This window comes from Streptomyces triculaminicus, assembly GCF_017349075.1.
Lineage (GTDB): Bacteria > Actinomycetota > Actinomycetes > Streptomycetales > Streptomycetaceae > Streptomyces > Streptomyces triculaminicus.
In genome coordinates this window covers 136,000-162,582 of record NZ_JAFMOF010000001.1, presented here as the reverse complement: position 1 = coordinate 162,582, position 26,583 = coordinate 136,000, and the positions used below count along the sequence as shown (strand labels likewise).

20 protein-coding genes are annotated in these 26,583 nt (G+C 73.9%); 19 read left to right on the top strand and 1 reads right to left on the bottom strand.

The genetic code is table 11. The features are described from left to right. Positions 1–33: 33 nt before the first annotated feature. The gene (locus J1792_RS00865) at positions 34–1,602 is read right to left on the bottom strand and encodes an EamA family transporter (RefSeq protein WP_207246415.1); all 1,569 of its coding nucleotides are present in this window, start codon (positions 1,600–1,602) and stop codon (positions 34–36) included. A gap of 111 nt (positions 1,603–1,713) precedes the next feature. On the opposite strand from J1792_RS00865, the gene J1792_RS00860 reads away from it, so the two are divergent. The 19 genes from J1792_RS00860 to J1792_RS00770 all read left to right on the top strand — a co-directional run bounded on the left by J1792_RS00860 (position 1,714) and on the right by J1792_RS00770 (position 26,415). Beyond that, positions 1,714–2,211, top strand: a complete 498-nt coding sequence (locus tag J1792_RS00860; protein ID WP_086575386.1) for a MarR family winged helix-turn-helix transcriptional regulator — start codon at positions 1,714–1,716, stop codon at positions 2,209–2,211. Positions 2,212–2,530: 319 nt separating this feature from the next. Continuing rightward, the gene (locus tag J1792_RS00855; RefSeq protein WP_207246413.1) at positions 2,531–5,560 is read left to right on the top strand and encodes an AfsR/SARP family transcriptional regulator; all 3,030 of its coding nucleotides are present in this window, start codon (positions 2,531–2,533) and stop codon (positions 5,558–5,560) included. 77 nt (positions 5,561–5,637) lie between these two features. Continuing rightward, positions 5,638–6,651, top strand: a complete 1,014-nt coding sequence (locus tag J1792_RS00850) for an L-tyrosine/L-tryptophan isonitrile synthase family protein (RefSeq protein ID WP_107431161.1) — start codon at positions 5,638–5,640, stop codon at positions 6,649–6,651. 83 nt (positions 6,652–6,734) lie between these two features. Beyond that, positions 6,735–7,595 carry a TauD/TfdA dioxygenase family protein gene (locus J1792_RS00845; RefSeq protein WP_207246411.1) on the top strand — a complete coding sequence of 287 codons (861 nt, stop codon included), beginning with the start codon at positions 6,735–6,737 and terminating at the stop codon, positions 7,593–7,595. Further along, positions 7,592–9,109, top strand: coding sequence for a 4-hydroxyphenylacetate 3-hydroxylase family protein (locus J1792_RS00840; protein ID WP_086572444.1), 1,518 nt, complete (start codon positions 7,592–7,594; stop codon positions 9,107–9,109). Before J1792_RS00845 ends, J1792_RS00840 begins: the two co-directional genes overlap by 4 nt. Positions 9,110–9,131: 22 nt before the next feature. Beyond that, complete coding sequence (gene asnB, locus J1792_RS00835; RefSeq protein WP_086572442.1) at positions 9,132–11,009, top strand: asparagine synthase (glutamine-hydrolyzing); 1,878 nt, start codon at positions 9,132–9,134, stop codon at positions 11,007–11,009. Further along, entirely contained in the window at positions 11,009–11,983 is a 975-nt protein-coding gene (locus tag J1792_RS00830) for a quinone oxidoreductase family protein (protein WP_086572440.1), read from the top strand. Before asnB ends, J1792_RS00830 begins: the two co-directional genes overlap by 1 nt. 20 nt (positions 11,984–12,003) lie before the next feature. Continuing rightward, on the top strand, positions 12,004–12,885 hold the full coding sequence (locus J1792_RS00825) for a DODA-type extradiol aromatic ring-opening family dioxygenase (RefSeq protein WP_207246410.1): 882 nt from the start codon (positions 12,004–12,006) through the stop codon (positions 12,883–12,885). Between the two features lie 358 nt (positions 12,886–13,243). Then, entirely contained in the window at positions 13,244–13,888 is a 645-nt protein-coding gene (locus J1792_RS00820; RefSeq protein WP_086572436.1) for a DUF4360 domain-containing protein, read from the top strand. A 75-nt stretch (positions 13,889–13,963) separates the two neighbouring features. Next, positions 13,964–14,620 (top strand): DUF4360 domain-containing protein, encoded by a 657-nt coding sequence (locus J1792_RS00815; RefSeq protein ID WP_207246408.1) that lies wholly within the window; start codon positions 13,964–13,966, stop codon positions 14,618–14,620. A 114-nt stretch (positions 14,621–14,734) separates the two neighbouring features. Further along, positions 14,735–16,015: a toll/interleukin-1 receptor domain-containing protein gene (locus J1792_RS00810; RefSeq protein WP_179199168.1), complete on the top strand. Its 1,281-nt coding sequence runs from the start codon at positions 14,735–14,737 to the stop codon at positions 16,013–16,015. Further along, positions 16,012–17,028, top strand: coding sequence for an AAA family ATPase (locus J1792_RS00805; protein ID WP_086575435.1), 1,017 nt, complete (start codon positions 16,012–16,014; stop codon positions 17,026–17,028). Before J1792_RS00810 ends, J1792_RS00805 begins: the two co-directional genes overlap by 4 nt. Continuing rightward, positions 17,025–17,975, top strand: coding sequence for a hypothetical protein (locus J1792_RS34980; RefSeq protein ID WP_207246407.1), 951 nt, complete (start codon positions 17,025–17,027; stop codon positions 17,973–17,975). Before J1792_RS00805 ends, J1792_RS34980 begins: the two co-directional genes overlap by 4 nt. Further along, entirely contained in the window at positions 17,972–21,850 is a 3,879-nt protein-coding gene (gene fxsT, locus J1792_RS00795; RefSeq protein WP_242645410.1) for an FxSxx-COOH system tetratricopeptide repeat protein, read from the top strand. Before J1792_RS34980 ends, fxsT begins: the two co-directional genes overlap by 4 nt. Positions 21,851–21,906: 56 nt before the next feature. Next, on the top strand, positions 21,907–22,515 hold the full coding sequence (locus J1792_RS00790; RefSeq protein WP_207246405.1) for an antibiotic biosynthesis monooxygenase: 609 nt from the start codon (positions 21,907–21,909) through the stop codon (positions 22,513–22,515). 132 nt (positions 22,516–22,647) lie between these two features. Further along, positions 22,648–23,049 carry a hypothetical protein gene (locus J1792_RS00785; RefSeq protein WP_086573954.1) on the top strand — a complete coding sequence of 134 codons (402 nt, stop codon included), beginning with the start codon at positions 22,648–22,650 and terminating at the stop codon, positions 23,047–23,049. 159 nt (positions 23,050–23,208) lie between these two features. Continuing rightward, a complete protein-coding gene (locus tag J1792_RS00780; RefSeq protein ID WP_086573952.1) occupies positions 23,209–23,883 on the top strand; it encodes a DUF6766 family protein in 675 nt (224 codons plus the stop codon). A gap of 33 nt (positions 23,884–23,916) precedes the next feature. Further along, complete coding sequence (locus J1792_RS00775; RefSeq protein WP_086573950.1) at positions 23,917–25,245, top strand: wax ester/triacylglycerol synthase domain-containing protein; 1,329 nt, start codon at positions 23,917–23,919, stop codon at positions 25,243–25,245. Positions 25,246–25,344: 99 nt separating this feature from the next. After that, positions 25,345–26,415, top strand: coding sequence for a chitinase (locus J1792_RS00770; RefSeq protein WP_086573948.1), 1,071 nt, complete (start codon positions 25,345–25,347; stop codon positions 26,413–26,415). Positions 26,416–26,583 lie beyond the last annotated feature (168 nt).

The window sequence follows — 26,583 nt, the reverse complement described above, 5'->3', positions numbered from 1 at the left end:
CGTCCCGGCGCCCCTGGCCCCCAGGGCGTGTCCCTAGTACCCGACGGTGAACCGCGTGCGGTGGTGGCGGGGGCCTTCGGCCTCGTCGAGGAGGGCCACGGCGAGGTCCTCCATGGAGATCTCCGAGACGCCCCGGTCGTCGACGAGCAGCTCGTCGGCGCCCAGCCGGTAGCCGCCGGTGCGCCGGCCCGGCTCCAGCAGGGCGGGCGGGCTCACGTAGGCCCAGTCGACGACCGTCTCGTCGCGGCAGACGGCGAGCTGCTCGCCGCAGGCCAGGGCGATGGGCCGCCAGGACGGGGGGACGAGCGCGGGGTCGTCGACCACGGTGCGGCCGCCGCCTCCCGGTACGGTCAGGCTGCCGGCGCCGCCGACGAGCAGCAGGCGGACGCCGGTCCGGGCGAGCCCGGCGAGCAACGCGCGGGTAGCGTCGGCGAGTTCGCCCTCGCTGCCGGGCGCCGGCCGGGTGGCGCTGATCACGAGGTCCTGCCCGGCGCTGAGCTCCGCCACGGCGTCGGCGTCGCGGGCGTCGCCCGTGCGGACCGTCGCGGCGGGCGGAAGGGCGCCGGCGCGGGCGGGGTCGCGGACGACGGCGGTGACCTCGTGGCCGCGGGACAGGGCCTCGGCCACGACCCGGCTGCCCACGTTTCCGTTGGCTCCGAAGACGGTGATGCGCATGCTGGTCAGCTCCTTGCAGAGGGGGAGGGGAGGGGGAGGGGGAAGTAAGGGGTGGGTGCCGGTCCGTCGGGCGGTCGCCGGTGCGGCGGTCTGCGCGGCGACGAGGGCGGCGAGGACGACGAGGCCGCCCACGAGCTGCGGTGCGCTGAGGTCCTGGCCGAGCCACAGCCAGCCGAGCGCGGTGGCGACCATCGGGCTGAGCAGGCCGAGGAAGGCCACCTTGGTCGGCGGCAGGGCCCGTATCCCCCGGAACCACAGGGCGTAGGCCACGGCGGTGCCGATGACGGCGAGGTAGCCGTAGCCCGCCAGGTTGGCGCCGGTCGGGACGGGCGGCCGGCCCTCGACGAGGAGTGCGACGGGGAGCAGCATCAGACCGCCCGCGGTGAGCTGCCAGCCCGTGGTCGCCAGCAGGGGCGCGGGCGACGTCCACCGCTTGCTGAGCACGACTCCGGCCGCCATGACGACGGCGCCTCCGGCCGCGGCCGCCACTCCCGTCACGTCCAGATGGGCGTCCGCCCGCAGGACGAGCAGGGCGATGCCGGCCACACCGGCGACGCCGGCGGCGGCCGTGCGCACGGTCAGCCGCTCGCCGAGCAGCAAGGCCGCCAGACCGGCCGCCAGCAGGGGCTGAATGGCGCCGATGGTGGCCGCGACGCCACCGGGCAGCCGGTACGCGGCGACGAACAACAGGGCGAAGAATCCGCCGATGTTGAGGGCGCCGAGCACCAGGGCCCGCCACCACCAGTCGCCCTGCGGCAGCCGGCGGGTGAGGGCGATCAGCACCAGACCGGCCGGCAGCGCCCGGACCGTCGCGGCCAGCAGCGGGCGGCCCGGCGGCAGGAATTCGGTGGTGACGAGGTAGGTGCTGCCCCAGACGGCGGGGGCCAGCGCGGTCGCGGAGACGACCTTGAGTCGATTGCTTAGCACTAAGCGAATGTATCTCACCGCTAAGCGAATCCGGCCTCGAGTGCGCCGTGATGTACCTCACCGCTAAGACGTCACTAAGGCATCGGTTAAGGCATTGGCTACGATGACGAGGTGGCAGATCACGTCGACCATGTACTGGAGCAGTGGGCCCGGCAGCGTCCCGACCTGGACGTATCGTCGATGGCGGTCATCGGGCGGCTCAAGCGGCTCTCCCTGCTGATCAACACCGAGCTGCGCCGTACCTTCGCCGCGCACGACCTCGACGCCGCGTCGTTCGACGTCCTCGCCACCCTGCGCCGCAGCGACGCGCCCCACCGGCTGACCCCCGCCGAGCTGATGCGGGAGTCCATGGTCACGTCGGGGGCCATCACCCAGCGCCTCGACCGCCTCGAGGGGCGCGGGCTCGTGACGCGCGTGCCCAGCGCGTCGGACGGCCGCAGCGTGGTCGTCTCCCTGACCGACGAGGGCCGTTCGCTCATCGACCGGGTGCTGCCCGACCACATCGCCACCCAGAGCCGGCTCCTGGCCGCCGTCGGCCCCGAGGGGTGCGACGATCTCGCCGGGGTGCTCCGGGATCTCCTGGAGTCGCTCGGGGACAAGCGCGGCTGACGGCCTCTCGGCCTCGACGGAGACGGTGCGCCTGCCGGGTCGCCGGGACGACGTCCGGCGGCCCGGCAGGCTTTCGTGCACCCGCCATGATGAACGACCGCCGTGCGCAGGCGTCACGGCCGAGGTGATGCCGCGCTTGCTGTGCGCACCGCAAGTGGAAGTTGGCGCACCGTATAGCCCATAGGGTTGTCGGACATTGTTCGCTGCACAACGAAGCTGCACAACGAAGCTGTGCGTTGAAGCGGTGCGACGAACACGAGCGACGGAGCACTCACGCGCGCTCCGCGCCGTGCAGCCGACAGAAGGGGCGGTCCGGGCGGTGGAGCTTCCGCGCGTCGAGTTCAAGGTGCTGGGGCCCATGGAGGCCGTCGCCGACGGCCGGACCCTGCCGCTCGGCGGCCCCAGGCAGCGGACCCTCCTCGCCACCCTGCTGGTCCATGCCGACGTCCCGGTGAGCGCGGACCGTCTGTGCGACGCGATCTGGGGAGAGACGCCGCCCGCGTCCGCCCAGGCCAACGTCCGCAGTTACGTCGCCGCGCTCCGCAAGGCGCTCGCCCCCGGCCCCGGCCCCGGCGAGGACCGCCTCGGCCTGGGACACCGCGGCTACCTGCTGCGCGTGGAGCCCGGCGAACTGGACCTCCACCGCTTCGAGGACCTCGCCGCCGACGGCCGCAGGGCGCTCGCCGTCGCCGACCACCACCGGGCGGCCTGCCACCTGAGGGAGGCGCTCGGCCTCTGGCGCGGCGCCGCCTTCGACGGCGTGGCGCACAACGAAGCCCTGCACATCGAGGCCGTCCGCCTCGAGGAGGCGCGGCTGACCGCCGTCGAGGACTACGCCGAGGCGCGCCTGGCGCTGGGCGAACACCGCGAGGCGGCGGGCATGCTGCGCGAGCAGACCGCCCTGCACCCGCTGCGGGAGTCGCTGTGGGCCAAGCTGATGCTCGCCCAGTACCGCAGCAACCGCCCCGGCGACGCGCTGCGGTCCTACGCGCACGCCCGCGCCGCCCTGCGCGAGGAACTCGGCCTCGAACCGGGCGACGAACTCCGCCGGCTGCACCGCGCGGTGCTCGTCCGCGACCCGGCGCTCGGCGCCGCCCCCGCCCCCCTGAGACCCGCCCGGGCCCTGCCCTCCTGGCGCACCGTCAACCAACTCCCCGCGGACATCGCCGACTTCGTCGGACGCGACCTCGTGATGTCCCGGGCCGCCGCGCTCCTGGAGCCCGCCGCGGCACCGCCCGTGGCCGCCTCGGCCCCCGGCGTGCCCTCGGCCGCCGCCCCCGTCGTGATCCTCACCGGGCCGCCCGGCGTCGGCAAGACCGCCCTGGCCGTCCGGCTCGCCCACCTCCTGCGCCATGCCTTCCCCGACGGCCGCCTCTTCCTGCGCCTGGACGGCACCCGAGGGCCCCGCCGCCCGGCCGGCGCCGTCCTGGCGGAGCTGCTGCGCGGCCTCGGCGCCGCCGCCTCGTCCCTGCCCGAGGCGACGGTGGACCGGGCCGCGATGCTCCGGCTGCTGCTGTCCGGCCGCAAGGTGCTGGTGGTGCTCGACGACGCGCGCGACGAGGAGCAGATACGCCCGTTGCTCTCCGGCGTCCCCGGCTGCGCCGTCCTCGTCACCGGCCGGGACCGGCCGGCGGCCCCGGCGGGCGCCCACCTCGTCGACGTCACCCCCCTCGACGACGAGGAGTCCCGCCTGCTGCTGCGGCGCACGGCCGGACCCCGCCGGCTCGAGGCCGAACCCGAGGCGACCGCCTGGGTCGTGGCCGGCTGCGCCGGCCTGCCCCTGGCCCTGAGGGTGGCGGGCGCGGTGCTCGCCGGCCGCCCCCACTGGCGGGTGAGATGCCTCGCCGACCGGCTCGCCGGCGCGCACGGCACCCAGGAGGAGCCCGCCCCGGACGCCCCCGCCGTGCACAGCGCCGTCGCCGCCGCGTACCGGAGCCTGCCCGCCGAGGCGGCCCGGGCCTTCCGGGCCCTCGGCCTGCTCCCCTCACCGCGCTTCCCCGGCTGGGCCCTCGCCGCCCTGCTCGACGCCGACGACCCCGACGGACCCCACGGGGGCACCCCCTCCGCCGCGCTCGACGCGCTCCTCGACGCACACCTCGTCCAGGTCGAGGGCGCCGACGCCCAGGGCCGGCTCCGGTACCGCAGCCACGACCTGCTGCACGCCTACGCCGCGGAACGGGCCCTGGCCGAGGAGCCGGCCCGGTGGCGGCGGGAGGCGACGGCCCGGGTCCTCGACGGCTGCCTGACCCGGGTCCGGGCGGCCGGCGACCAACTCCTGCGGGGCGAACCGGGCGACCTCGTCCGGGGCGGCCCGGGCGACCTCGTGGGATGGCTGGAGAACGAGCGGGAGGGCCTGGTCACCCTGGTGGAGTTCGCCGCCGCGACCGGCCACGGGCCGCACGTGGCCGCCCTCGCCGCCGCCCTGGAGGACGTCTGCCACCTGCGGAACTGGTGGGACGAGTGGGACCGGGTGGCCCGGGCCGCGCTCGACCGCGCCGAAGCCGACGGCGACCAGGTCGCCGTCGCGGTCGCCCAGGGCTCCCTGGCCCGGGCCCACGCCGTGCGCGGGCGCGTGGACGAGGCCGTGACCCGCTGGGAGCGGGCCCTCGAGCGGCTGGACGCGCTGGGCGAGCCGCACCACGCCGCCCGCCTGCGCACCCACCGCAGCTTCGCCGTGTCCGACCGGGGCATGGCCGAACTCGCCCACGACGACGCCCTGTCCGCCGCCGAGGCCATGGGCCGGCTCGGCGACGCCCACGGACAGGTCCTCGCCCTGCGCAGCCTCGGCTACGCGCTCGTGTGCCGGGGGCGCGAGGCCGAGGCCGCCCGGGCCCTGGAACCGGCCCTGGAGACGGCCGAGCGGCTCGGCCACCCGCTCCTGCTCGCCGACGTCCTGCAACTGCTGGCCGTGACCGACATCGGCCTCGGCCGGCTGGGCCGGGCCGCCCGGCAGACCCACCGGGCCCTCGCCGGCTACAGGATGGTGCGGCACCGCCCCGGCGAGGCGTACGCGCTGGTCACCCTCGGGCGGATCCACGTCCGCCTCGGCCCCGACCAGGCGCCCAGGGCCCTGGGGCCGCTCGCCGAGGCCGCGTCTATCTTCACCGAGCTCGGCGAGCGCCGGGGAGAGGCCCTCACCTCCTACTGGCTCGGCAAGGTCCACGCCGCCCTGGGCGAGACCGCCCGGGCGACGAGCCGGATCGCCGAGGCGCTGACCGGCTTCCGCGTCCTGCGCATGCCCTTCTGGGCCGAGACCGCCCGCCGGGAGCTCAGCGCCCTGGCACGGGCCGCCACCCCGCCCGGCCGCGCCCCCGACGGCCCGTCGGAGTGCCCCTACGCCGTGCGCTGAGGGGCCGTCGCGCGCCCTTGTGCGTTTCTCATGCGCTCGCCGACCACGGTGGTACCCAGTCCACGAAGGGAGGCGCGGTGTACGACGTCGCCGCACCCGCTGTCGAAACGGTCGCCGTCGACGTGCTCAAGGAGGTCCTGTCCCACCAGCGCAGACTGCGCGACGGAGGATGCGCCGGGGAGGTCTGCCCGCGATGCGTCCGCCACCACCTCGAGGCGGTGCGCCGCGCGATGGCGAGCGGCCGGCGCATCGAGTTCGTCCTGCCGGCGTTCCCCACGAAGTCCCCCAACCCCGCCAAGGTGCTCGGCCCTCTGCCCGACCTGGCCGAGGAACTCGCGCTGCGCTTCCTCGACGGGCTGTGCGAGCGCATCGCCAGGATCTATCCGCCGGGCGCCGTCATCCTCATCTGCTCCGACGGACGGGTCTTCAACGACCTGCTCGGCGTCGGCGACGAGAACGTCACCGGCTACGTACGGGCCCTCGACCGCATGATCACCCGGATCGGGGCCACCCGCCTCGAGCAGTTCACCCTCGACGAGGTCCATCCCGGCGCCGGGCACGAGGACATGCGCGCCATGCTCTCCGCCGGCCACGCCCCGACGCTCGAGGAACTGCGCGAGGAGGTTCGCGGGGGCGGTGCGCCGCTCGCCATGTACCGCGGCATCACCCGCTTCATGCTCGAGGACCTCTCCACCCCCGACTACACCGGCACCCGCTCCGCCCTGCAGCGCAGATGCCGGCAGCTCGCCTACCGCGTCATCCAGCGCAGCCGGGCGTGGGGGAACCTGCTCGACGAGCTTTTCCCGGACGCCGTCCGCCTGTCGATCCACCCCCAGCCGTGCGCCACGGACAAGATCGGCATCCTCCTCGCGGACACTCCGGACGCCTGGCTGACGCCCTGGCACGGCGTCGCCGTCGCCTCCGGCGGGCGCTTCACGCTCATGAAGCGCGCCGACGCCGAACGGGCGGGCGCCACGCTCGCCTACGTCGGCGGGCGCCCCAGCTTCTACGCGCTCGAGCCCGCCGGCACCGGCGGGAGCGCGCCCGCGGCCGCGCACCGCGAGCCCCTCGAGGGCGCGGCCTGCGCGTGAAGCGCGCCCGCCCCGCCCCCTCGGCGCCGGCCGCCCGGGCCCGTGCCGGGCGCGGCCGCCCGTACCACCTGAAGGAGAACACCATGACCGACGCCCCCGACGTCCCGGCCGCCGGCCGGTACGACGTCACGCCCGTCGAGCCCTTCGGGGTGGCGATCCTGGCCCCGGAACCCGGGGCACGCGTCGCCGACCTCGACGTCACCACCCTGCGCGCGCTCGTCCGCGCGCACCACATCCTGCTGCTCCGCGGCTTCGCGCCCTTCGGCGGCCCCGAGGAGCTGTCCGCGTACTGCGAGCTGTGGGGCGAACCCAGCGTCTGGCCGTTCGGCACGGTCCTCGAGCTGGTCGAGAAGGAGCGGCCCGAGGACCACATCTTCGACCACAGCCACATGCCGATGCACTGGGACGGCATGTACCGCGACCACATACCGGAGTTCCAGATATTCCAGTGCGTCCACGCCCCCGGCGCGGACGACGGCGGCGAGACGACCTTCTCCCACACCACCGCCGTGCTCGAGCACGCCGACCCCGGCACGGTCGCCCGCTGGTCGCGCATGACCGGCACGTACCACCGCGCGATGGAGTACTACGACAGCGTCACCGTCTCGCCGGTCGTCACCGCGCACCCTGTCCACGGCGCTCCGGTCGTCCGCTACAACGAACCCGTCGCGCCCGGCGACGGCGACTTCGTCAACCACCCGGACCTGCGCTTCACGGGCCTGCCCGACGACGAGCTCGCCGAGGCCCACCGCACCCTGCGCGCCGCGCTCCACGACCCCGCGCACCTGTACGTCCACTCCTGGCGGACCGGCGACGTCGTGATCAGCGACAACTACACGCTGCTGCACGGCCGGAACGCCTTCACCAGCGGCGCCCCCCGGCACCTGCGCCGGGTCCAGGTGCTCGGCACCCCGCCGCTGGTCAACCCGGGACTGGTCCGATGACCGGCCCCACCTCCCTGATGACGGGAGACGCCTATCTGGAGAGCCTGCGCGACGGCCGCCAGGTCTTCCTCGACGGGGAACGCGTCAAGGACGTCACCCGTCACCCCGCCTTCCGTAACTCCGCGCTGTCCGTGGCCCGGCTCTACGACGCCCTGCACGACCCGGCCACCGCCGGCACGCTCACCGCCGTCGACGAGGCCACGGGCATCCGCACCCACAGGTTCTTCAAGCCCAGCCGCTCGGCGGCCGAGCTGGTCGAGGCCCGGGAGGCCATCGCCACCTGGGCCAGGATGAGCTACGGCTTCCTCGGGCGCACCCCCGAGTACAAGGCGTCCTTCATGGCGGGCCTCGGCGTCAACGCCGGCTACTACGGGCCGTACGCCGCCAACGCCACCGCCTGGTACCGCGAGTTCGTGAGCAGGGCGCTGTACCTCAACCACGTCATCATCAACCCGCCCGTCGACCGCAAGCGGGCGATCCACGACATGGAGGACGTGTTCGTGCGCGCCGTGCGCGAGACGGACGCCGGCGTGGTGGTCAGCGGGGCCAAGATGCTGGCGACCGGATCCGCGATCACCAACGCCGGCTTCGTCGCCCCGGTCGGGTCGGCGGTCCTCGCACCCGGCAAGGCGGAGGCGTTCGCCCTGGTCTTCTTCGTCCGGATGGACAACCCCGGCGTCAAGCTCGTCTGCCGCACCCCCTACGCCACCCAGCACGCCGGCAGCCCCTTCGACGCCCCCCTCAGCAGCCGCTTCGACGAGAACGACAGCGTGCTCCTGCTCGACGAGGCGCTGATCCCCTGGGAGGACGTGCTCGTCCACCGCGACGTCGAACGCGCCACGGGCTTCTACGCCGCCTCCGGCTTCCCCAACCTCTACAACTTCCAGAGCGGCACCCGGCTGAGCGTCAAGCTGGACCTGATGGCCGGGCTGCTCGCGCGCGGTACCCGGGCCAACGGCACCGACGGGTTCCGGGGCGTCCAGGCCGCCGTCGGCGAGATCATCACCATGCGGGACATGGTGTGGGCGCTGACCACGGCCATGGCCCACGACCCCGAGCCGGGCAGCGGCGGCACGGTCGTACCCCGCCTGGAACACGCCAGTGCCCTGCGGATGTACAACGCGCAGGTCTGGGACCGCGTCCACGAGATCTTCGAGACCATCCTCGGCGGGGCGCCCCTCGCCGTGCCCTCCAGCGCCCGCGACCTCGCCAACCCCGAACTGCGCCCGCTGATCGACCGCTTCTACCGGGGCTCCGACACCAGCGCGCTCGAGCGGATCAAGCTGCTCAAGCTGGCCTGGGACGCCATCGGCACCGAGTTCGGCGGCCGGCACGAGCTCTACGAGCGCAACTACTCCGGCAACGGCGAACAGGTCAGGCTCGACGCCCTCAGGTGGGCGACCCGGCGCGGCGGCCTCGCCCGCTGCGAGGACCTGGTGCAGCAGTGCCTCGACGACTACGACCTCGACGGCTGGCGCAGGGGCCCCTGGCGCGACGTGGCCCTCACCGACTGAGAACGACGGCTAGGAGAACACCATGTGCGGCATCACCGGATGGGTCGACTTCACCCGCGACCTCACGACCGGGCCACCGGCGGCTCCGGTCCTCGACGCCATGACCGACACCCTCACGGCCAGAGGACCCGACGCACGCGGCGTATGGCTGGACACCCACGCCGCCCTGGGCCACCGGCGGCTGTCCGTCATCGACCTCGAGCACGGCACCCAGCCCATGCTCACCCCCGAACGCGGCCGCGGAGACCTGCCGCGGGCCGTGATCTCCTACGGCGGCGAGATCTACAACTTCCCCGAACTGCGCGAGGAACTCGCCCTGCTCGGGCACCGGTTCACCACCCGCAGCGACACCGAGGTGGCGCTGCGCGCCTACCTGCAGTGGGGCGAGGACTTCGCCCGCCGCCTCAACGGCATGTACTCCCTCGCCATCTGGGACACCGCCCGCGAGGAACTGCTGCTCGTCCGCGACCGGCTGGGCGTCAAGCCGCTCTTCTACCACCCCACGCCCGGCGGCGTGCTCTTCGGCTCCGAGCCCAAGGCCGTCCTCGCCCATCCGACGGCGCGGGCCGAGGCCGGGCCGGAGGAGCTGTGCGACGCGCTGCTGTTCCTGCGCACCCCCGGCCGCGTGCCCTTCCGCGGCATGCGCGAGGTCAAGCCGGGCCACCTGCTGCGGGTGGGCCGGTCCGGCATCACCGAGCTGCGCTACTGGGCCCTGGAGGCCCGCCCGCACACCGACGACCTGAAGACCACCGTCGCCACCGTCCGCGACCTGCTCGACGACATCGTCCCGCGCCAGATGGTCGCCGACGTGCCGCTGGTGTCGCTGCTGTCCGGCGGCCTGGACTCCAGCACGGTCACCGCCCTCGCGGCCCGCGCCCGCGCCGCCGACGGCGGCCGGCTCGCCACCTTCTCCGTCGACTTCACCGGCCACACCGAGAACTTCCGCGCGGACGCCATCCGCCCCACCCCGGACGCCCCCTACGCCCGCGAGGTCGCCCGGCACGTCGGCAGCGACCACCACGAGATCGTCCTGGACCGCGCCCGGCTCCTCGACCCGGCCGTGCGCCGCACCGTCCTCGGGGCCTGGGACCTGCCGTTCAACTTCGCGGACCTCGACGTCTCCCTGTACCTGCTGTTCGCCGCCGTCCGCGAACACGCGACCGTGGCGCTGTCCGGGGAGGGAGCCGACGAGGTCTTCGGCGGCTACCTGTGGTTCTCCGACCCCGAGGCGCGGCGCGCGGAGACCTTCCCCTGGCTGAAGCTCGGCGCCCACCGCGGCCTCGACCCCCGCTCGCTCTTCCACCCCTGGTTCGTCGACGACATCGACCTCGGCACGTACGAGGCCGACCTCTACCGCACCGCACTGGCCGAGGTGCCCCGCCTCGACGGCGAGGACGCCGAGAGCCGGCGGACACGGGAGCTGAGCCATCTGACCCTGACCCGGTGGCTGCCCATCCTGCTCGACAAGAAGGACCGGATGGGCATGGCCTCCGGCCTGGAGGGCCGGGTGCCGTTCTGCGACCACCGCATCGTCGAGTACGTCTTCAACGTCCCCTGGGAGATGAAGACCTTCAGCGGCCAGGAGAAGGCGCTGCTGCGCGCCGCCGCCGGCGACCTGCTGCCGGAGTCGGTGCTGCGCCGTAAGAAGGCCGCCTACCCCTCGATCCAGGACCCCGCCTACGACCGGGCCCTGATCGCGGGCCTCGGCGCGGCGGCCGCCGACGCCGGAGCGCCGCTGAGCCCGTTCCTCGACGGCGACGCGGTACGGCGGACGACCGTCAGGACCGCCACCGGCAGCCTGTCGGAGTTCGAACGGATCCTCGTGGAGTCCACCGTCCGGCTGGACGAATGGACCCGCGCCTACCAGGTGGAACTGACCGGAGTGAAGGGAACGGGCTGATGCGTGCGATCGAGATCCGGGAGACCGGTGGACCGGAGGTCCAGCTCTACGTCGACAGGCCCGACCCCGGGCAGCCCGGCGAGGGGCAGATCCTCGTCGAACTCGCCGCGGCGGGAGTGAACTTCATCGACCTCTACCGCCGCGAGGGCCGCTATCCGTTGCCCGTGCCGTGCGTGCCCGGCGAGGAGGGCTCCGGCGTCGTCCTGGCCGTGGGCCCCGGCGTCACCCGCTTCGCGCCCGGCGACCGGGTCGCCTGGACGACCGTGCTCGGCAGCTACGCCGAACGGGTCCTCGTGCCCGAGGACAAGGCCATCGTCGTGCCCGAGGCCATCGACCTGCGGACGGCCGGCGGCGTGCTCGTCCACGGCATGACCGCCCACTTCCTCGCCCACGACTCCTACCCCGCCCGGGAGGGCGAGACGGTGCTCGTCCACGCCGCCGCCGGCGGTGTGGGCCTGCTGCTCACCCAGATGCTCAAGCGGCGCGGCGTCCGCGTCATCGGTACGGTCTCCACGGGGGAGAAGGAGCGCATCGCCCGTGCCAACGGCGCCGACGAGATCGTGCGCTACACCGGGACCGACGACCTGGCCGCCGAGGTCCGCGCGCTCACGGGCGGGGAGGGCGTCCACGCGGTCTACGACGGCGTCGGCGCCGCCACCTTCGACGCGAGCCTCGCCTCGCTGCGCACCCGCGGCACGCTGGTCCTCTTCGGAGGGGCCAGTGGCGCCGTGCCGCCCGTCGACGTGATGCGGCTGCTGTGGGGCGGCTCGCTGACGCTGACGCGCCCCTACCTGGAGCACTTCCGGGCCACCGTCGAGGAGTTCGAGCGGCGGGCGGGGGAGGTGTTCCGGGGCATCGCGGGCGGCACGCTGACGTTCACCGTCGCCGGGACGTACCCCCTCGCCGAGGCGCACCGCGCGCACACCGACCTGGCCTCCCGCCGTACCTCCGGAAAGCTCCTCCTCATCCCGTGAACCCGTAAAGGAGACCGCTCATGGGCGACATCGCCGGTGCGGGCCTGCTCTCGCACGCGCCCGTCATCATGTTTCCCGAGCCCGCCCGGATCGAGGCCAACGGCGGCGGCGACTTCACCCTCGCGACCGGCCTGGAGCGGCTCCGGCGCGAGGTGACCGACCCGTCGGAGTACGACACCGTCGTGGTCCTCGACTCCCACTGGGCGACGACGACCGAGGCGGTGATCACCGCCCACCCGCGCCGTACGGGCCTGTTCACCTCGGACGAGATGCCCGGTGCGATCAGCCGGCTCCCGTACGACCTCCCCGGCGACCCGGAACTGGCCCGCGCGGTCGCCGCGGTGGCCCGGAAACGGTCGGTGTGGCTCGAGGCCAATGACGACCCCTACCTGCCGGTCCACTACGCGACGCTCAACCTCTGGACGTACCTCGGCCGGGCCGGCACACCGTGGGTGTCGGTGTCGGTGTGCCAGACGGCGACCACGGAGGACTTCCTGGCCATGGGGGAGGTGGTCGCCGAGGCGGTCGCCTCCGTCGGCCGGAGGGTCCTCCTGCTCGCCTCGGGCGGCCTGTCCCACCGCTTCCGGCCGCTGGCCGAGCTGCGCGACCGGATGGCGGCGGACCCGGCCAACATCGTCACGCCCGAGGCCCGGGCGGCGGACGAGCAGAGGATCGCCTGGCTGGAGGAGGGCCGGCACGACCGCGTGATCGCGACCATGCCGGAATACCTGCGCTTCGCCCCCGAAGCGCGCTTCGGCCACTACCTGATGCTGGCGGGCGCACTCGGCGGCGCGGCGTGCCGGGCGCGCGGCCGGCGGTTCGGCGCGTACGAGAACGGCATCGGCACCGGCCAGGTCCACCTGTGGTTCGACGAGCCCGCCGCCGGGCCGGGGCGGCCGTGAGCGGCTCGCGCCGGCGGGGCCGGACAGACGGATTCCGGCCGTCGTGGCGCAGTGCGGGAGGTTCCTCTTCGCGCGGCCGGTGACGTTCCGCTCGCCGCACGGTGGCCGACTCCGGCCGGTACAGCGAGCGTCGCCGTGTCGAGGGGCACCGCTCCGAAGGGCCGGTTCTCCGCCGCGCGCGTCCGGCCGGCGACGGCCGCACGCGCGCGCGGAACCGCCGGAACGTGCTGCTCCGCAGGGGGCCGGGGCGTATACGGGGGCATTCCGGCTCGGCTCAACCTGAGCTGTACATGCCCTCGGGCCGGTGGTGGCATGGACCGCACGAAATGAGCCCGCACACCAGTGGAAGGGGCTTCCGATGCTCAGACCTGCCATGATCGCCGGCGCGGCGCTCGTGCTCGTCGCCGCCTCGCAGTCACCGTCGTCCGCCGCCGATGACGGCGCCCCGCCGCCGGACAGGGTCGTCATCGACGTGGCGTCCGTCAACGGCTCGGGCTGCCCCGCCGGGACGGCCGCCGTCTCCGTGGCGCCGGACAACACGGCCTTCACCGTCTCGTACAGCGACTACCTCGCCCAGGTGGGCGTCGGCTCCAAGCCGACCGACTTCCGCAAGAACTGCCAGCTCGGCCTGAAGGTCCACGTCCCCCAGGGCTGGACCTACGCCATCGCCCGGGCCGACTACCGCGGCTTCGCCCACCTCGAGCGCGGCGCCACCGGCATGGAGCGGGCCAGCTACTACTTCCAGGGCTCGCCCAACACCACGGCCGTCAGCCACCGCTTCGCCGGTCCCGTCAGCGAGAACTGGCAGACCTCCGACGTCACCGACGTCAACGCCCTCGTCTACGCCCCCTGCGGCGTGCAGCGCATCCTCAACGTCAACACCGAACTGCGCGTCGGCGCCGGAAGCTCGGACCCGGCGACGACCACCAGCTTCATGGCGATGGACTCCACCGACGGCAACGTCAACACCCTCTACCACTTCGCCTGGAAGGAATGCTCCTGACCGTGAGCCGCACACGGCACACACCGTCGGGAGCGCCGCGCCGCAGCGGGCCCTGAGTCAGTGGGAGGGACCTCCATGTTCAGACCTGTGATGACCGCCGCCGCGGCCGCGGCGCTACTGGCCACCTCGTCCCCGGCGACCGCGACGGGGTGGCCGGGGGACGGCGTGCCCCCGCCGGACAAGATCGTGATCGATGTGGTCGCCGTCAACGGCTCGGGCTGTCCCGCCGGGACGGCCATCGTGACCGTCTCCCCGGACAACACCGCCTTCACCGTCTCGTACAGCAACTACGTCGCCCAGGTGGGCGTCGGCTCCAAGCCGACCGACTTCCGCAAGAACTGCCAGCTCGCCCTGAACGTCCACGTCCCGCACGGCTTCACCTACGCCATCGCCCAGGCCGACTACCGAGGCTTCGCCCATCTGGAGAAGGGCGCCACGGGCCTGGAGCGGGCCAACTACTACTTCCAGGGCATGTCGCAGACCGCGTTCGTCAACCACCACTTCACGGGCGCGCTCAACGACAACTGGCAGACGTCCGACACCACGCCGATCGACCAGGTGATCTACGCGCCCTGCGGAGCCACCCGCTACTTCAACATCAACACCGAGCTCCGCGTGGACGCCGGCACCTCCGACCCCTCCAAGACCACCAGCTTCCTGGCGATGGACTCCACGGACGGCAACATCAGCACCCTCTACCACTTCTCCTGGAAACCGTGCCCCAAGACCTGACCCGCGGCCCCCGCCCCGCGCCCGCCCACCGCGTCAATTCGGCTGTACGGCTGCGGAACCGGTGCGGTCCAAGGGACAGTGGAGGGGCGCGGCGCGGGGCGGGGGCAGGTGTCGGTGGGCAAGGTATTCATCAGTCACTGCACGAACCGTGACCGGCGCGCCCGGGCCCTTCGCGACCGTGTCGCGGAGCGCCTGCACGCCGACCGGTACGAAGTCCTCCTCGACGCCCGGGACCTACGCCCGGGGGAGGAGTGGCGGCCGAAGCTCTACGCATGGCTGCGCGAGTGCCGCGCCGCCGTCGTCCTGCTCAACCGCGACGCGCTGAAGTCGGGGTGGGTGCGCCGCGAGGTCGACATCCTCATGTGGCGCAGGAGCTTCAACCGCTCCCTGTTCGTGATGCCGCTGCTCGTCGACGACGTCACCACCCAGGACGTCCGCGACGCCGGCATGGAGGACCTGGCCGCCCTGCAGGTGGCCCGCGTGCGCTACGCGGCCGGGGACCAGGGGGTCCGGGAGGCGGACATCGCCGAGCTCCTGGCCGGCTTCCGGGAACTACCCGCCTACGACCGCCAGGACCCCGTGAGCGCGTGGACCGGCAGGATCGAGGCGCACCTCACCCGCGTCTGGGACGCCCGCGCCCTCACCGACGCCGGCCGGGCCCTGCGTCTGCCCGACGACGGCCACGACGCCCCCGGCGCCGACCTCAGCTGCGGCCTGCTCGCCGCCCAGATGCTCCACACCCACGCCGCGGCCCAACTGCGGGACGCCGTCGGCACCGTACGCGACTTCATGGACCCCGGCGTCTTCGGCAACCTCGTCGAACTGGTGCTGCCCGTATGGGTCGACGCCGCCTCGGCCCGCCACGTCCTGCCCGCCGGCCGCCACGCCCTGCGCCACACGGTCGTGCTCAAGGCCACCCACCCCGACACCGGCGCGTACTACCTGGGCCGCGCCTTCTGCATGGACGCCTCCCGCTACATCTCCATGTACGCCGGCGCCGGGCCGTGGGGCGAGGAGGACCCGGAGGAGGAGCTGAAACGCGCCTGCGAGGAGACGATCAGGGCGACGCTGCACGTCCAGCCCTGGAAGCGGCTGGACGAGGTGCGCCGGACGCCGGACTGCCTGACCTTCCTCGTGCTGGACGCCCAGGCCTGCTCCCTGGAACAGGCCGGGCGCGTGGTGGGCTGGCTGCACGACCTGATGCCCTGGCTCTGCGTCCTCGTGCTGCCCCACCCGGCACAGCGGGCGGACCCCGGGCCGTTCGCCTCGGCGGTGGACATCGCCCCGCCCTTCGGCGAGGCGGAGGAAGAGGAGTCGATAAGAGCCGCGGCCCAGATGGTCCGGCTCGCGCAGCGATCCGTTCAAGGGATGAGGGACTGGGGGCGGAGGGGATGAACGCGCACGACAAGGAGAGGGACGAGGGCGGCCCGGGCGCCCGCGGCCGGAGCGGCCACGCGCTGCCGGACCGCAGCGACGGAGCCGTCTACGTCATGTCCCAGGAGATCGAACTGGTGGTGAAGGTGGCCCGCGCGACCGGGCGCCCGCTCCTGCTGCGCGGCCGCCCCGGATCCGGCAAGTCCTCCCTGGCGCTCTACCTCGCGCAGACCAACCACTGGCGCTACTACGAACACGTCGTCACCCAGCGCACCCACCCCCAGGACCCGTTGTGGACCTACGACAGCGTCCGCAGGCTCTCCGACGCCCAGCTGCTGAGCACCCGGCCCCAGAACGCCCGGCTGGACGACGCGGCGTACGTCCGGCCCGGCGCCCTGTGGTGGGCCCTGGCACCCGAATCGGCGCGGCGGCGCGGCAGGGACCTGGGCCACGGCCCGGACGACACCTGCCGCGAGCCGTTCGAGGAGATCAACGCGGACCGCCGCGGCCGCCCCGCGGTCGTCCTCATCGACGAGATCGACAAGGCCGACCCGGACGTGCCCAACAGCCTCCTGGTACCCCTCGGCGCGCACCGCTTCACCGTCACCGAGACCGGCGCCGGCATCCACGCGGAGGAGGAGCAGGACGAGGCCCGGCTCTTCCGCCACCTCGTGGTCATCACCACCAACGAGGAACGGGAACTGCCCCAGGCCTTCCTGAGGCGCTGCGTCGTGCTCACCCTCCCCGACCACGACGAGCAGACCCTGGTGCGCATCGCCGTGCGCCACCTGCGGCACTGGTACGGGGCGGTGCTCCCCGAACACCGCACGCTCGCCTCGGCGCTGGCCCGGGAACTGGGCACCGTCCGCGCCGAGGCCGAACAGTTCGGGCTCCGCCCGCCCAGCACCGCCGAATACCTCGACGCGCTCCGGGCCTGCATCACCCTGGGCATCGACGTCTCCGACCCCGAATGGGAGTGGCTCAAGCACTGCGCCCTCCTCAAGCGCCAGCAGGCCGTCGGGGAGGAGTGGTGACGGGTCAGGCCTGGCTCGGCGACGTGGCACGGGCCGCCGTCGCCCTGGACGCCTCCTCCGCCGCCGACTGGCGGCACATCGCCGCATGCCTGGGCCTCGGCGCGCCCCGCCCCACCGGCCCCCGCCCCGAGCCCCGCGCCACGCCCGAGACCCACCCCCGGCGCCGCCGACCCCTCGGCCGGGGAGAGCGACGACCCCGCCCGGCCGGCCACCCCGCCCCCGCCCCGGGACAGCGCGCCCCCGGACGCACCATCGCCCTCACCCCGTGGAACACCGCCCGCCGGCGGCCACCGGATGGACCGTCGACCCTCTGCCGCCCCCGGCCGCCGCCGCCCACCGCACCGCGCTCGCCCACGACCCCCTCCTCGCCCCCGGACCACCGCCGCCGTCCTGCACGCCGCCCTGGCCCGCAGCACCTTCGAAGGAGAGCTCGACGTGGAAGCGGCCGTCGACCGGGTCTCCGCCTGCGGCCGCTGACCGAACTGCCCCGCCGCCCCGTCTTCACCCTGCGCTACGGCGTCCAGATCCTCGCCGACGTCTCGGCCTCCATGGAGCCCCTCGCCCGCGACGTGACGGACGTCGTCGCCCGCGTCCGCGCGCTGGCCGGCGTCGCCGGCACCCGCACGCTCTACTTCTCCGAATCCCCGCTGCGCGGCGCGGGCGAGGGGCCCAGGGCGCAGTGGCGCCCGTACCGCGTCCCGCCCGCCGGCACCACCGTGCTCATCCTCTCCTCCCTCGGCCTGACCGGCCCCGTGTTCAACCCCCACCGGGCCGCACCGGGGGAGTGGCTCGCCACCGTGCGGGCGATCCGCGCCCACGGCTGCCGGCCCGTGGCGCTGGTGCCCGCGCCCGAACGCCACTGGCCGCGCTGGCTGCGCGCCACGCTCCCCGCCGTCGTCTGGGACCGCGGCACCACCGTCGGCCGGGTGCTGGGAACCGTGCGATGAGCGGCGCGGCCGACCGGGAGCTGGCCGTACTGCTCAGCACCGCGACCCGCATCGAGCCCGAACTGATGCGCGCCGTACGGCTGACCGCCGCCCCTCGGCTGGACGTGGCGGCGGAGACCGAGCTGTGGTTCGGCGACCTCGTCGAGCGCCGCGCCTCCGGCCACATCGTGCTGCGCCGCGACCTGCTGCCCGAGCTGCGGCAGGAACTGGCCCGGCAGCTGGCGACCGCCCGCGAGGACGCCCCCGTCCACCGCGTCGGCGCCATCGTCGACGAGGCCCACCGCGCCGGCTCACCCGCGCTGCACGCCGAGGAGAGGGCCGTCTGGCACGCCGTGCGGGGCGGCCCGCGCAGCGAACGGCTCATCGAGGAGGCGCTGCTCCCCGCCCTGCGCGCCCTGGTGGACCAGCACCGCGACGGCGTCGCCCGCTGGTTCGCGGGCGCCTGGGGACGGCTGCCCGAGGCCGTGCGGAAGGTGAAGACCGCCTGGCAGCTGGCCACGGTGACGGCCGCGCTGCAGGGCGCGGCGGGCACGGGCGTCGCCATCCGGCGGCGCCCCCCGGACGGGCTGCTCCTGGCCGACGTCGGCCTGATCGCCGCACGGCTGCCGCGCACCGAACTCCCCGTTCTGCGCGACGGCCGGCACCTGATCCTGGGCCAGGAGGCCGCCGTCGCCGGCGCCTACACCCTCACCCTGCCCGACACCGACCCCCTCGTGCTGGAACTCACCCTCTCCTCGGGCCCCCCGACGACCCTGCTGGTCGGCCGGGGCGAGAGCGCGACCCGCAGGGTGGACGGGCACGGAGTACGGCTGGCGGTCGCCGACGGCTCGGTGTACGAGATCCCGGCACCCTCCGCGGCACCGGCCGGCCACGCCGGGACGGGCGATTCCACCGTCCCCGGACCGGGACGCGTCCTGATCAGCTACGCGGGCCCCGAGCGGCCCTGGGCCGTCTGGCTCGCCCATGTGCTCGAGCAGGCGGGCTTCCGGGCGAGCCCCGTGCACTGGGAGGTGGACCGGCGGGACGCGCTCGGCGGGGCACTGGAGGACCTGCGGGCGGCCGGGGGACGGGTGCTGCTCGTCCTCAGCGACTGGTACGTCCGGCTGGCCGACCGCACGGACGAGGAATGGATGACCGCCTGCCGGGAGGTGACGGAGCGCCACCCCGGGCGCATGACCGCCGTGAGCGTCACCCACCGCCCCCTGCCCGTGGGAACGGCCCTGCTGGAACCCGTGGAGCTGTGGACCGTCTCCGAGGCCGAGGGCTCGCCGGCGCGTACTGGACCGGCTCGGCGTCCCGGACGCGGCCCACGGCGTCACCGCCTCCCCGCCCGGCCGGCCCCCCGCTTCCCGAACGACCCACCCCTGGTGTGGGGCGCGGTGCCCCGGCGCAACGTCCGCTTCACAGGGCGCGACGCACTGCTCCTCGACATCCAGCGGCTGCTGACGGACGCACCGCCCGGGGCTGCGGTCTGCGCCCTGCTGGGCATGTCGGGCATCGGCAAGACCCAGCTCGCCATCGAGTACGCCCATCGGTTCAGCAACGACTACGACGTCGTGTGGTGGGTGGACGCCGACACCTCCGGCACCCTGCGCGAACGCCTGGCCGAACTGGCCGTCGAGCTGGGCCTGACCGCCGGCTCCGAACCGGGCGGGCGCGTCAGGGCGGTCCGCGAGGCCCTGCGCCGGGGCGAGCCGCACCGCGGCTGGCTGATCGTCTTCGACGGCTGGGACGACCTGGAGGAGGCCGGCGAGCTGCTGCCGCAGGGGCCGGGCCATGTGCTGATCACCTCGCGCAACCGCGGCTGGCACGACGCGGGCGCGACCGTCGTCGAGGTCCCCGCCTTCCTGCGCCACGAGAGCGTCCGCTATCTGACGGGCCGGGCGCGGCGACTCCAGCACGACGAGGCCGACGCGGTCGCCATCGCGCTCGGCGACCTCCCGCTCGCCGTCGCCCAGGCCGCCGCCTGGCTGAGCGAATCGGGCATGGGCGTCGACGACTACCTGCGCATGGTGCTCGAGGGCGAACCCTCCGAGCCGTACGGCCCCGACCAGGTGAGCCACCTCTCCCGCAGCGCCCTCACCTCCTGGCTGATCCTGATCGACCGGCTCCGTGACACGCAGCCGCACGCCGCGGAACTCCTGGCCCTGTGCACCTGCTTCGGCCCCGGCGCGATACCGCTCGGCCTGGTCCGCCGCGTTCCGCCCGGCGAACTCCCCGAGGCCCTCGCCGAGGCCGTCACCGAGCCGCGGCACTGGACCCGGGCCCTGGGCACCCTCGTCGACTACTCCGTCATCACCCGTGAACACCACGGCCCCGGCGACGAGGCGGCGCGCCCGGAGGACGACGTGGTGTACATGCACCGGATCGTCCACGACATCGTCGCCCGGCTCACCCCGCCCGACCTGCGCCGCACCTACCAGCGGCTGGTCCGCCGCGTGCTCGCCGCCGCCGGCCCCGGCAACCCCCAGGACGCCCGCCTGTGGCCCCGCTACGCCGAGCTGCTGCCGCACCTCGAGCCCTCCGGCGCGCTGTCCGCCGCCGAGCCCGACGTACGGCGGCTGGTGCTCAACTGCCTGATGTTCACGTACGTCAGCGGCATCTACCGCGCCGGTCTCGAACTCGCCGAGCGGGTACGGGCGCGGTGGGAGGAGCTGTTCCCGCCGGACGACCCGCAGATGCTCGACCTCACCGTCCGGCAGGGGAACATCCTCCGCGCGCACGGCCGGTTCCACGCCGCCTACGACCTCGACCGCGCCATGCTGGAGAGGCTGCGCGCCACGCCCGGCACCGGCCGGGACGTGGCCCTGATGTCCGCCACCAGCTGCCTGGCCGCCGACCAGCGCTTCCTCGGCCAGTACGAAGAGGCGCTCCAGCTCCAGCGCGAGGTCCTGGAGACCGCCCTCGCGCTCCGCGGCCCCGACGACTACCTGACCCTCCTCGCCCGGCACAACCTCGGCGCCGGCCTGCGGCTGCTGGGCCGCTACGCCCAGGCGTACGAGATCGACGTGGAGACCCTGCACCGGCGGGAGTCGCTGCTGCGCACCCGTCATCCGGCCACCCTGGGCTCGAGCCTGGCCTGCGCCCGGGACCTGCGTCTGATGGGCCGCTACCGCGACGCCCTGGCCCGCCAGGAGCTGGGCGTGCGGCTGCACGTCCAGGTCCTCGGCCCCCTGCACCCCCAGACCCTGCGAGCCCGGCACAACCTCCTCCTGTGCGAGCTGAGGGCGACGGGAGGACCGGAGACGGACGCGGGCATGAGCGGCCTGCTGGAGCAGATGGAGCAGGTGCACGGCCGCGACCACTACGTCACCCTCGGCCTCGTCGTGGACCTCGGCAACCACGCCCGCGAGCAAGGCGACCTCGACCGGGCCCGCGACCTCATCGCCGAGGGCGAGAGCGGCTTCCGCGACATGCTGGGCCCCGCGCATCCGGTCAGCACCGGCATGCTCTCGAACGTAGCGCTCGTCCTGCAGGCCGCCGGCGAACACGTCGATGCGCTCGCCCTGTTCGAGGCCGCCCTCGCCGGCTTGACCGCCACTCTCGGCCCCGACCACCCTTGGGTGCTGGGCTGCGCCCTCAACGCCGCCGCCGGCCGCAACGTCACCGGCCGCCTCGACAGCGCCGAGAACCTCAGCCGTGACACCCTCCGCCGCGCCCGCCGCGCCCTGGGCGCGGACCACCCCTTCACCCTCTCCTGCGAGATCGCCCTCGCCGCGGACCTGCGCGCCCTGCGGGAACGCGAGCAGGCCGCCAAGGTGGAGGAGGACGCCCTCCAGCGCCTCACCCGCACCCTGGGCGCCCAGCACCCGCAGACCCTCGCAGCCCGCCGACGCACGCGCCCCACCTGGGACTTCGAGCCGTACCTGGGCTGAGCCGCAGCCCCGGCGGACTTGACCTCAAGCCCGCTTGGGGTGTGATCGTTTCGTTCATGACACGCCTGACCGGCCTACGCCGTCCCGACGCCGGAATCACCCTCATCAGCCGCTGGGGCACCGGCACCCCGGAGCGCACGCGCGCCGCCGCGGACGCGCTCCTCGAACAGTGGTCGGCGGCGGACGCCCCGGCCATCCTGCTGGCCACCCATGTCTTCACCGACGTGGACGGCTCGGGCCTTCTCATCCACGGACAGTGGACCAGTGCGGAGGAGCACCAGGCGTTCGTCCGCGACGGCCGCGCGGCGCGGGTCGGCCGCATCGACGCGCGCGTCCCCGGCATCGAGCGCAGCGGTCTGAGCCGTACGCACCCCTACCGCGGCGTGGTCCTCGACGCCGACGGCGAGGCCGGCGTCTTCGCCGTCGCCTGCCACGAGACCGACGGCGCGCCCGGTGGCGCGCGGGCGTGGGCCGACGCGCGGGTGGACGCGCTGCGCGACGGAGCGCCGACGGGGCTGCTGGCCGCGCACCTTCACCTCGATGCCGACGACAGGCGCGTGGTGGAGATCTCGGAGTGGGCCGACGGGGCGGAAGGGGAGACGCCGGCCCGACTGGCCGGGCTGCCCCTCACCCGCTACCGCTTCTACGGCTCGGCCGACCGGTGACCCCGGCGGGGGGCGACCGCCGACGACCCCCCGTCCTCAATATCTTGAATGTGCGCTTGTGTGACTTAACGTTCCTTACGTGATGTCCTCGTGAACGGGCCCGGGCCGCCTCCACGGTGGCCACGCCGCCCCGTGGGCCCGGCCGCCGCGCTCACGGGGCTGCTCCTGGCCGTCACCACCACGGCCTGCGGCAGCCTGGACGAGCGCCGCGACGACGCGCGTGCGGCGGCCGTCCGCTTCGAGCAGGCGCTGCGGGGCGGTCGGACGGCGGTGTTGTGCGCGGTGCTCGCCCCCGGCACCCGGGAGGAAGTGGAGCAGTCGGCCGAGGAGCCCTGCGACCGGGCGGTGGAGGGGGACAGGCTCCCGGCGGGCGGCACGGTCCGGCACATGGACGTCTACGGCGACCAGGCGCGAGCGGTCCTCGAGCACGACACCCTGTTCCTGGCGCACTTCGACGCCGGCTGGAAGGTCACGGCCGCCGGATGCGAACCGCGTGGCGAACAGCCCTACCAGTGCGAGATCAAGGGCAGGTGACCCGTCCGTGAGAACGATGTTCGGATCGTGCCTGGTGCTGATCCTCGTGGGTCTGGCCTATTTCACGGCGCTGGGGCTGATGCACCGATGAGCCGGGACGGCGGAGCGGGCCGGGAACCGGCGCGGCACAGGAGCACGGGCCGCAAGGACAGGGGCCGGGTGCGGGGCTTCCTGTACGACAACGGCCTCGGGCTCGCCTTCGGCGCCGCCTTCGTGCTCGCCCTCGCCGGCCAGGCCATCGCCGGGCGCGCCGAGTTCAACAGCGACCTCATCACCGATGGCCTGCAGCCGGTGGGCTACCTCGCCTATCTGACCTCCTCGGACTTCGCGGTCGACGTCACCGAGAACTGGCAGTCGGAATACCTGCAGTTCTTCCTCTACATCTCCGTGACCGTCTGGCTCGTCCAGCGCGGCTCACCCGAGTCGAAGCCGGTCGACAAGGCCGGCCTCGAATCCGACCACGAGCAGCTGACCGGCGAACACGCCCGCCCCGACTCGCCCCGCTGGGCCGCCGCCCACGACTGGCGCCAGGCGGTCTACTCCCACTCGCTCGGCCTGGTCATGGGCACCATCTTCCTGATGTGCTGGTTCAGCCAGTCCGTCACCGGCGTGGCCTCCTACAACGAGAAGCAGCTGCGCCGGCTCGAGGCCCCCGTCGACTGGGGCGAGTACCTGGCCCGCGCGGAGTTCTGGAGCCGGACCCTGCAGAACTGGCAGTCCGAGCTGCTGGCCGTCGCCTCCATGGCCGTCCTCTCCATCTACCTCCGCCAGCGCGGCTCACCCGAATCGAAGCCCGTCGGCGCGTCCCACTCCAGCACCGGCGTCGAAGGCTGACACGGCGTCAGCCACCCCGAAGGAGGAGATTCCATGCCCGTGAGACCGAGCGAGGCCGTCGCCGCACCCCAACGGCCGCCGACGCGCGGCAGACCGCCCGCCCGCTCCCGTGCGTCCCGTACGAAGGAGCCGTCCGGCTATCCCATCGGGCCGTCCGACCGGTCCTTTCTCAGGCGGACCAGCACCCACCGCCCGACCACGGGTTTCTTCCTCGACTTCGACGGCCCGCCTCCGGCCCGCATGGAGCTGGCCGCGCGCGTCCTGGAACGGGCGCAGGAGCTGCCCGCGCTCAACGACCTGATCCGGACGGCGGACGGGAGCCGCTGGCGGGCGGGCGCGGGCGTACTCGACGCGGCGGTGCACATCCACTGCCGCACCGGCCTGAACGGGCCGGGACACGTCGACGAGGCCGCCAACGACCTGCTCCACCACGCGTTGCCGCCCGAGGGGCGCCCCCAGTGGGACCTCTGGCTCCTCGCCGGCACCGAACCCGAGGGCTTCCGGCTCTGCTTCCGGATCCACCACGCCATCCAGGACGGCGTGGGCGCCGCCCATTCCGCGCTCGCCCTCCTCGCCGACTCCGCGACCCGTGGCCCGCACCCGCACCAGGCCTCCCGCCCCACACCCTCCGGCATGCTCCGGGCCGGCCGGGACGTGGCCCGCGCCCTGCGACCCGAGCGCCGATGGCCCGAGCTCCAGGCGGCCCCGACCGGGCGTTCCCGCTGGACCTACGCGGACGTGGACGCCTCCCGCCTGCGGGACCTGGCCGACGCCCACGGCGCCAGCGTCAACGACGTCTGCCTCGCCGCGCTCGCCATGGCCCTCCGCTCCTGGCGCCACGAACGCACCGCGTCGACCGGCGCGGGAACCTGCCCCGACCTGCCGACGCTCGTCCCCATGTCGACCCGGCAGGCCCACGAGCTCCACACCCCCGGCAACCGCACGGTCGCCCACCGCCTGCTGCTCCCGTGCTCCGAGGAGCGCCTGCGGGACGCCGTGGCCCACGTCCACCGCCAGACCGCCGTCGTCCGGCGCGACCGCAGACGCGACGCCGCCCGTGCCGCCCTCGACAGACCCCTGGTGCCCGCGCTGGCAGACTGGACCGTCCGCGCGATGGGCAACCCGCGCACCACCCCCCTCAGTACCAGCAGCATCACGTTCCCCGCGGCCTTCAGCTGCTTCGGGGCCCGGCTCGCCGCCGCGTCGATGTTCTACAACGTGCAGGAGAACCTGCCGACCTACGTCTCCTTCACCCGCACCCCGACGACCGTCCGCTGCGCGCTGATGCGCGACGACGCCCTGGCCCGCACCGCCCCCCTCCCGCACCTGTGGAGGCGGACGCTGGACGAGACCGCCGTGTGACACGGGACGACCCGGGATTGGTCCGGACCTATTGACGGTCGACCATGCCCGCCCTACGTTCGGTGAAAGATTCCCCAACCGGCTCGAGGGGGACGGCACATGAGCGGACGAACAGCGCGCCTGATACGCCTCCTGGGAGCCGGGACCGCGGCGCTGACCATGGCGTTCGCCGCGCAGGGCCCCGTCGCCGCCGCGCCGGGACCACCGTCCGAGGACACGTGCGCGGTGAAGCCGAAACCCTCGGGGAAGGTGCTCCAGGGGTACTGGGAGAACTGGGACGGCGCCGCGAACGGCGTCCACCCGCCGTTCGGGTGGACGCCGGTCACCGACCCCCGCATCCGCGACCACGGCTACAACGTGATCAACGCCGCGTTCCCCGTCATCCGCTTCGACGGCACCGCCCTGTGGGAGGACGGGATGGACGCCACGGTCAAGGTCCCCACCCCGGCCGAGATGTGCCGGGCGAAGGCCGAGGGCGCCACGATCCTGCTGTCCATCGGCGGCGCCACCGCCGGCATCGACCTCGGCTCCAGCGCCGTCGCCGACCGCTTCGTACGGACCCTGGTACCGATCCTGAAGGCATACAACTTCGACGGGATCGACATCGACATCGAGACGGGCCTGATCGGCAGCGGCGACATCAGCAGACTCTCCACCTCCCAGGCCAACCTCATCCGCGTCATCGACGGCATACTCGAGCAGATGCCCCCGGAGTTCGGTCTGACCATGGCACCCGAGACGGCCTACGTCACCGGAGGCAGCGTCACCTACGGCTCGATCTGGGGCGCATACCTGCCGATCGTGAAGAAATACGCGGACAACGGTCGCCTGTGGTGGCTCAACATGCAGTACTACAACGGCAGCATGTACGGCTGCTCCGGCGACTCGTACTCCGCGGGGACGGTGCAGGGCTTCACCGCACAGACGGACTGCCTGAACAAGGGGCTGGCCGTCCAGGGCACCACCATTCGCGTCCCCTACGACAAGCAGGTGCCGGGGCTGCCGGCCCAGCCCGGCGCCGGTGGCGGCTACATGCCCCCTGACCTGGTGAAACAGGCTTGGAACACCTACGGCAACGGGCTGAAGGGCCTGATGACTTGGTCCCTCAACTGGGACGGCTCCAAGGGGTGGACCTTCGGTGACAATGCCAGGAGGCTGCAGGGCCGCTGAGCCCAGCCCGGCAATCGTCCGGTCGGTACGCCTGGCCGTTCTCCTCGGTGAAGACGAGACCTGAATTCTGGACGGCGGCCATTTCCTGGTCTCGGAAGATTTCGGCCAGCTGTGCAGGGTGATTTTCGGTCTGGCTTCGGGTGGGCGGGTTTGCGCTGGTTAGGATGT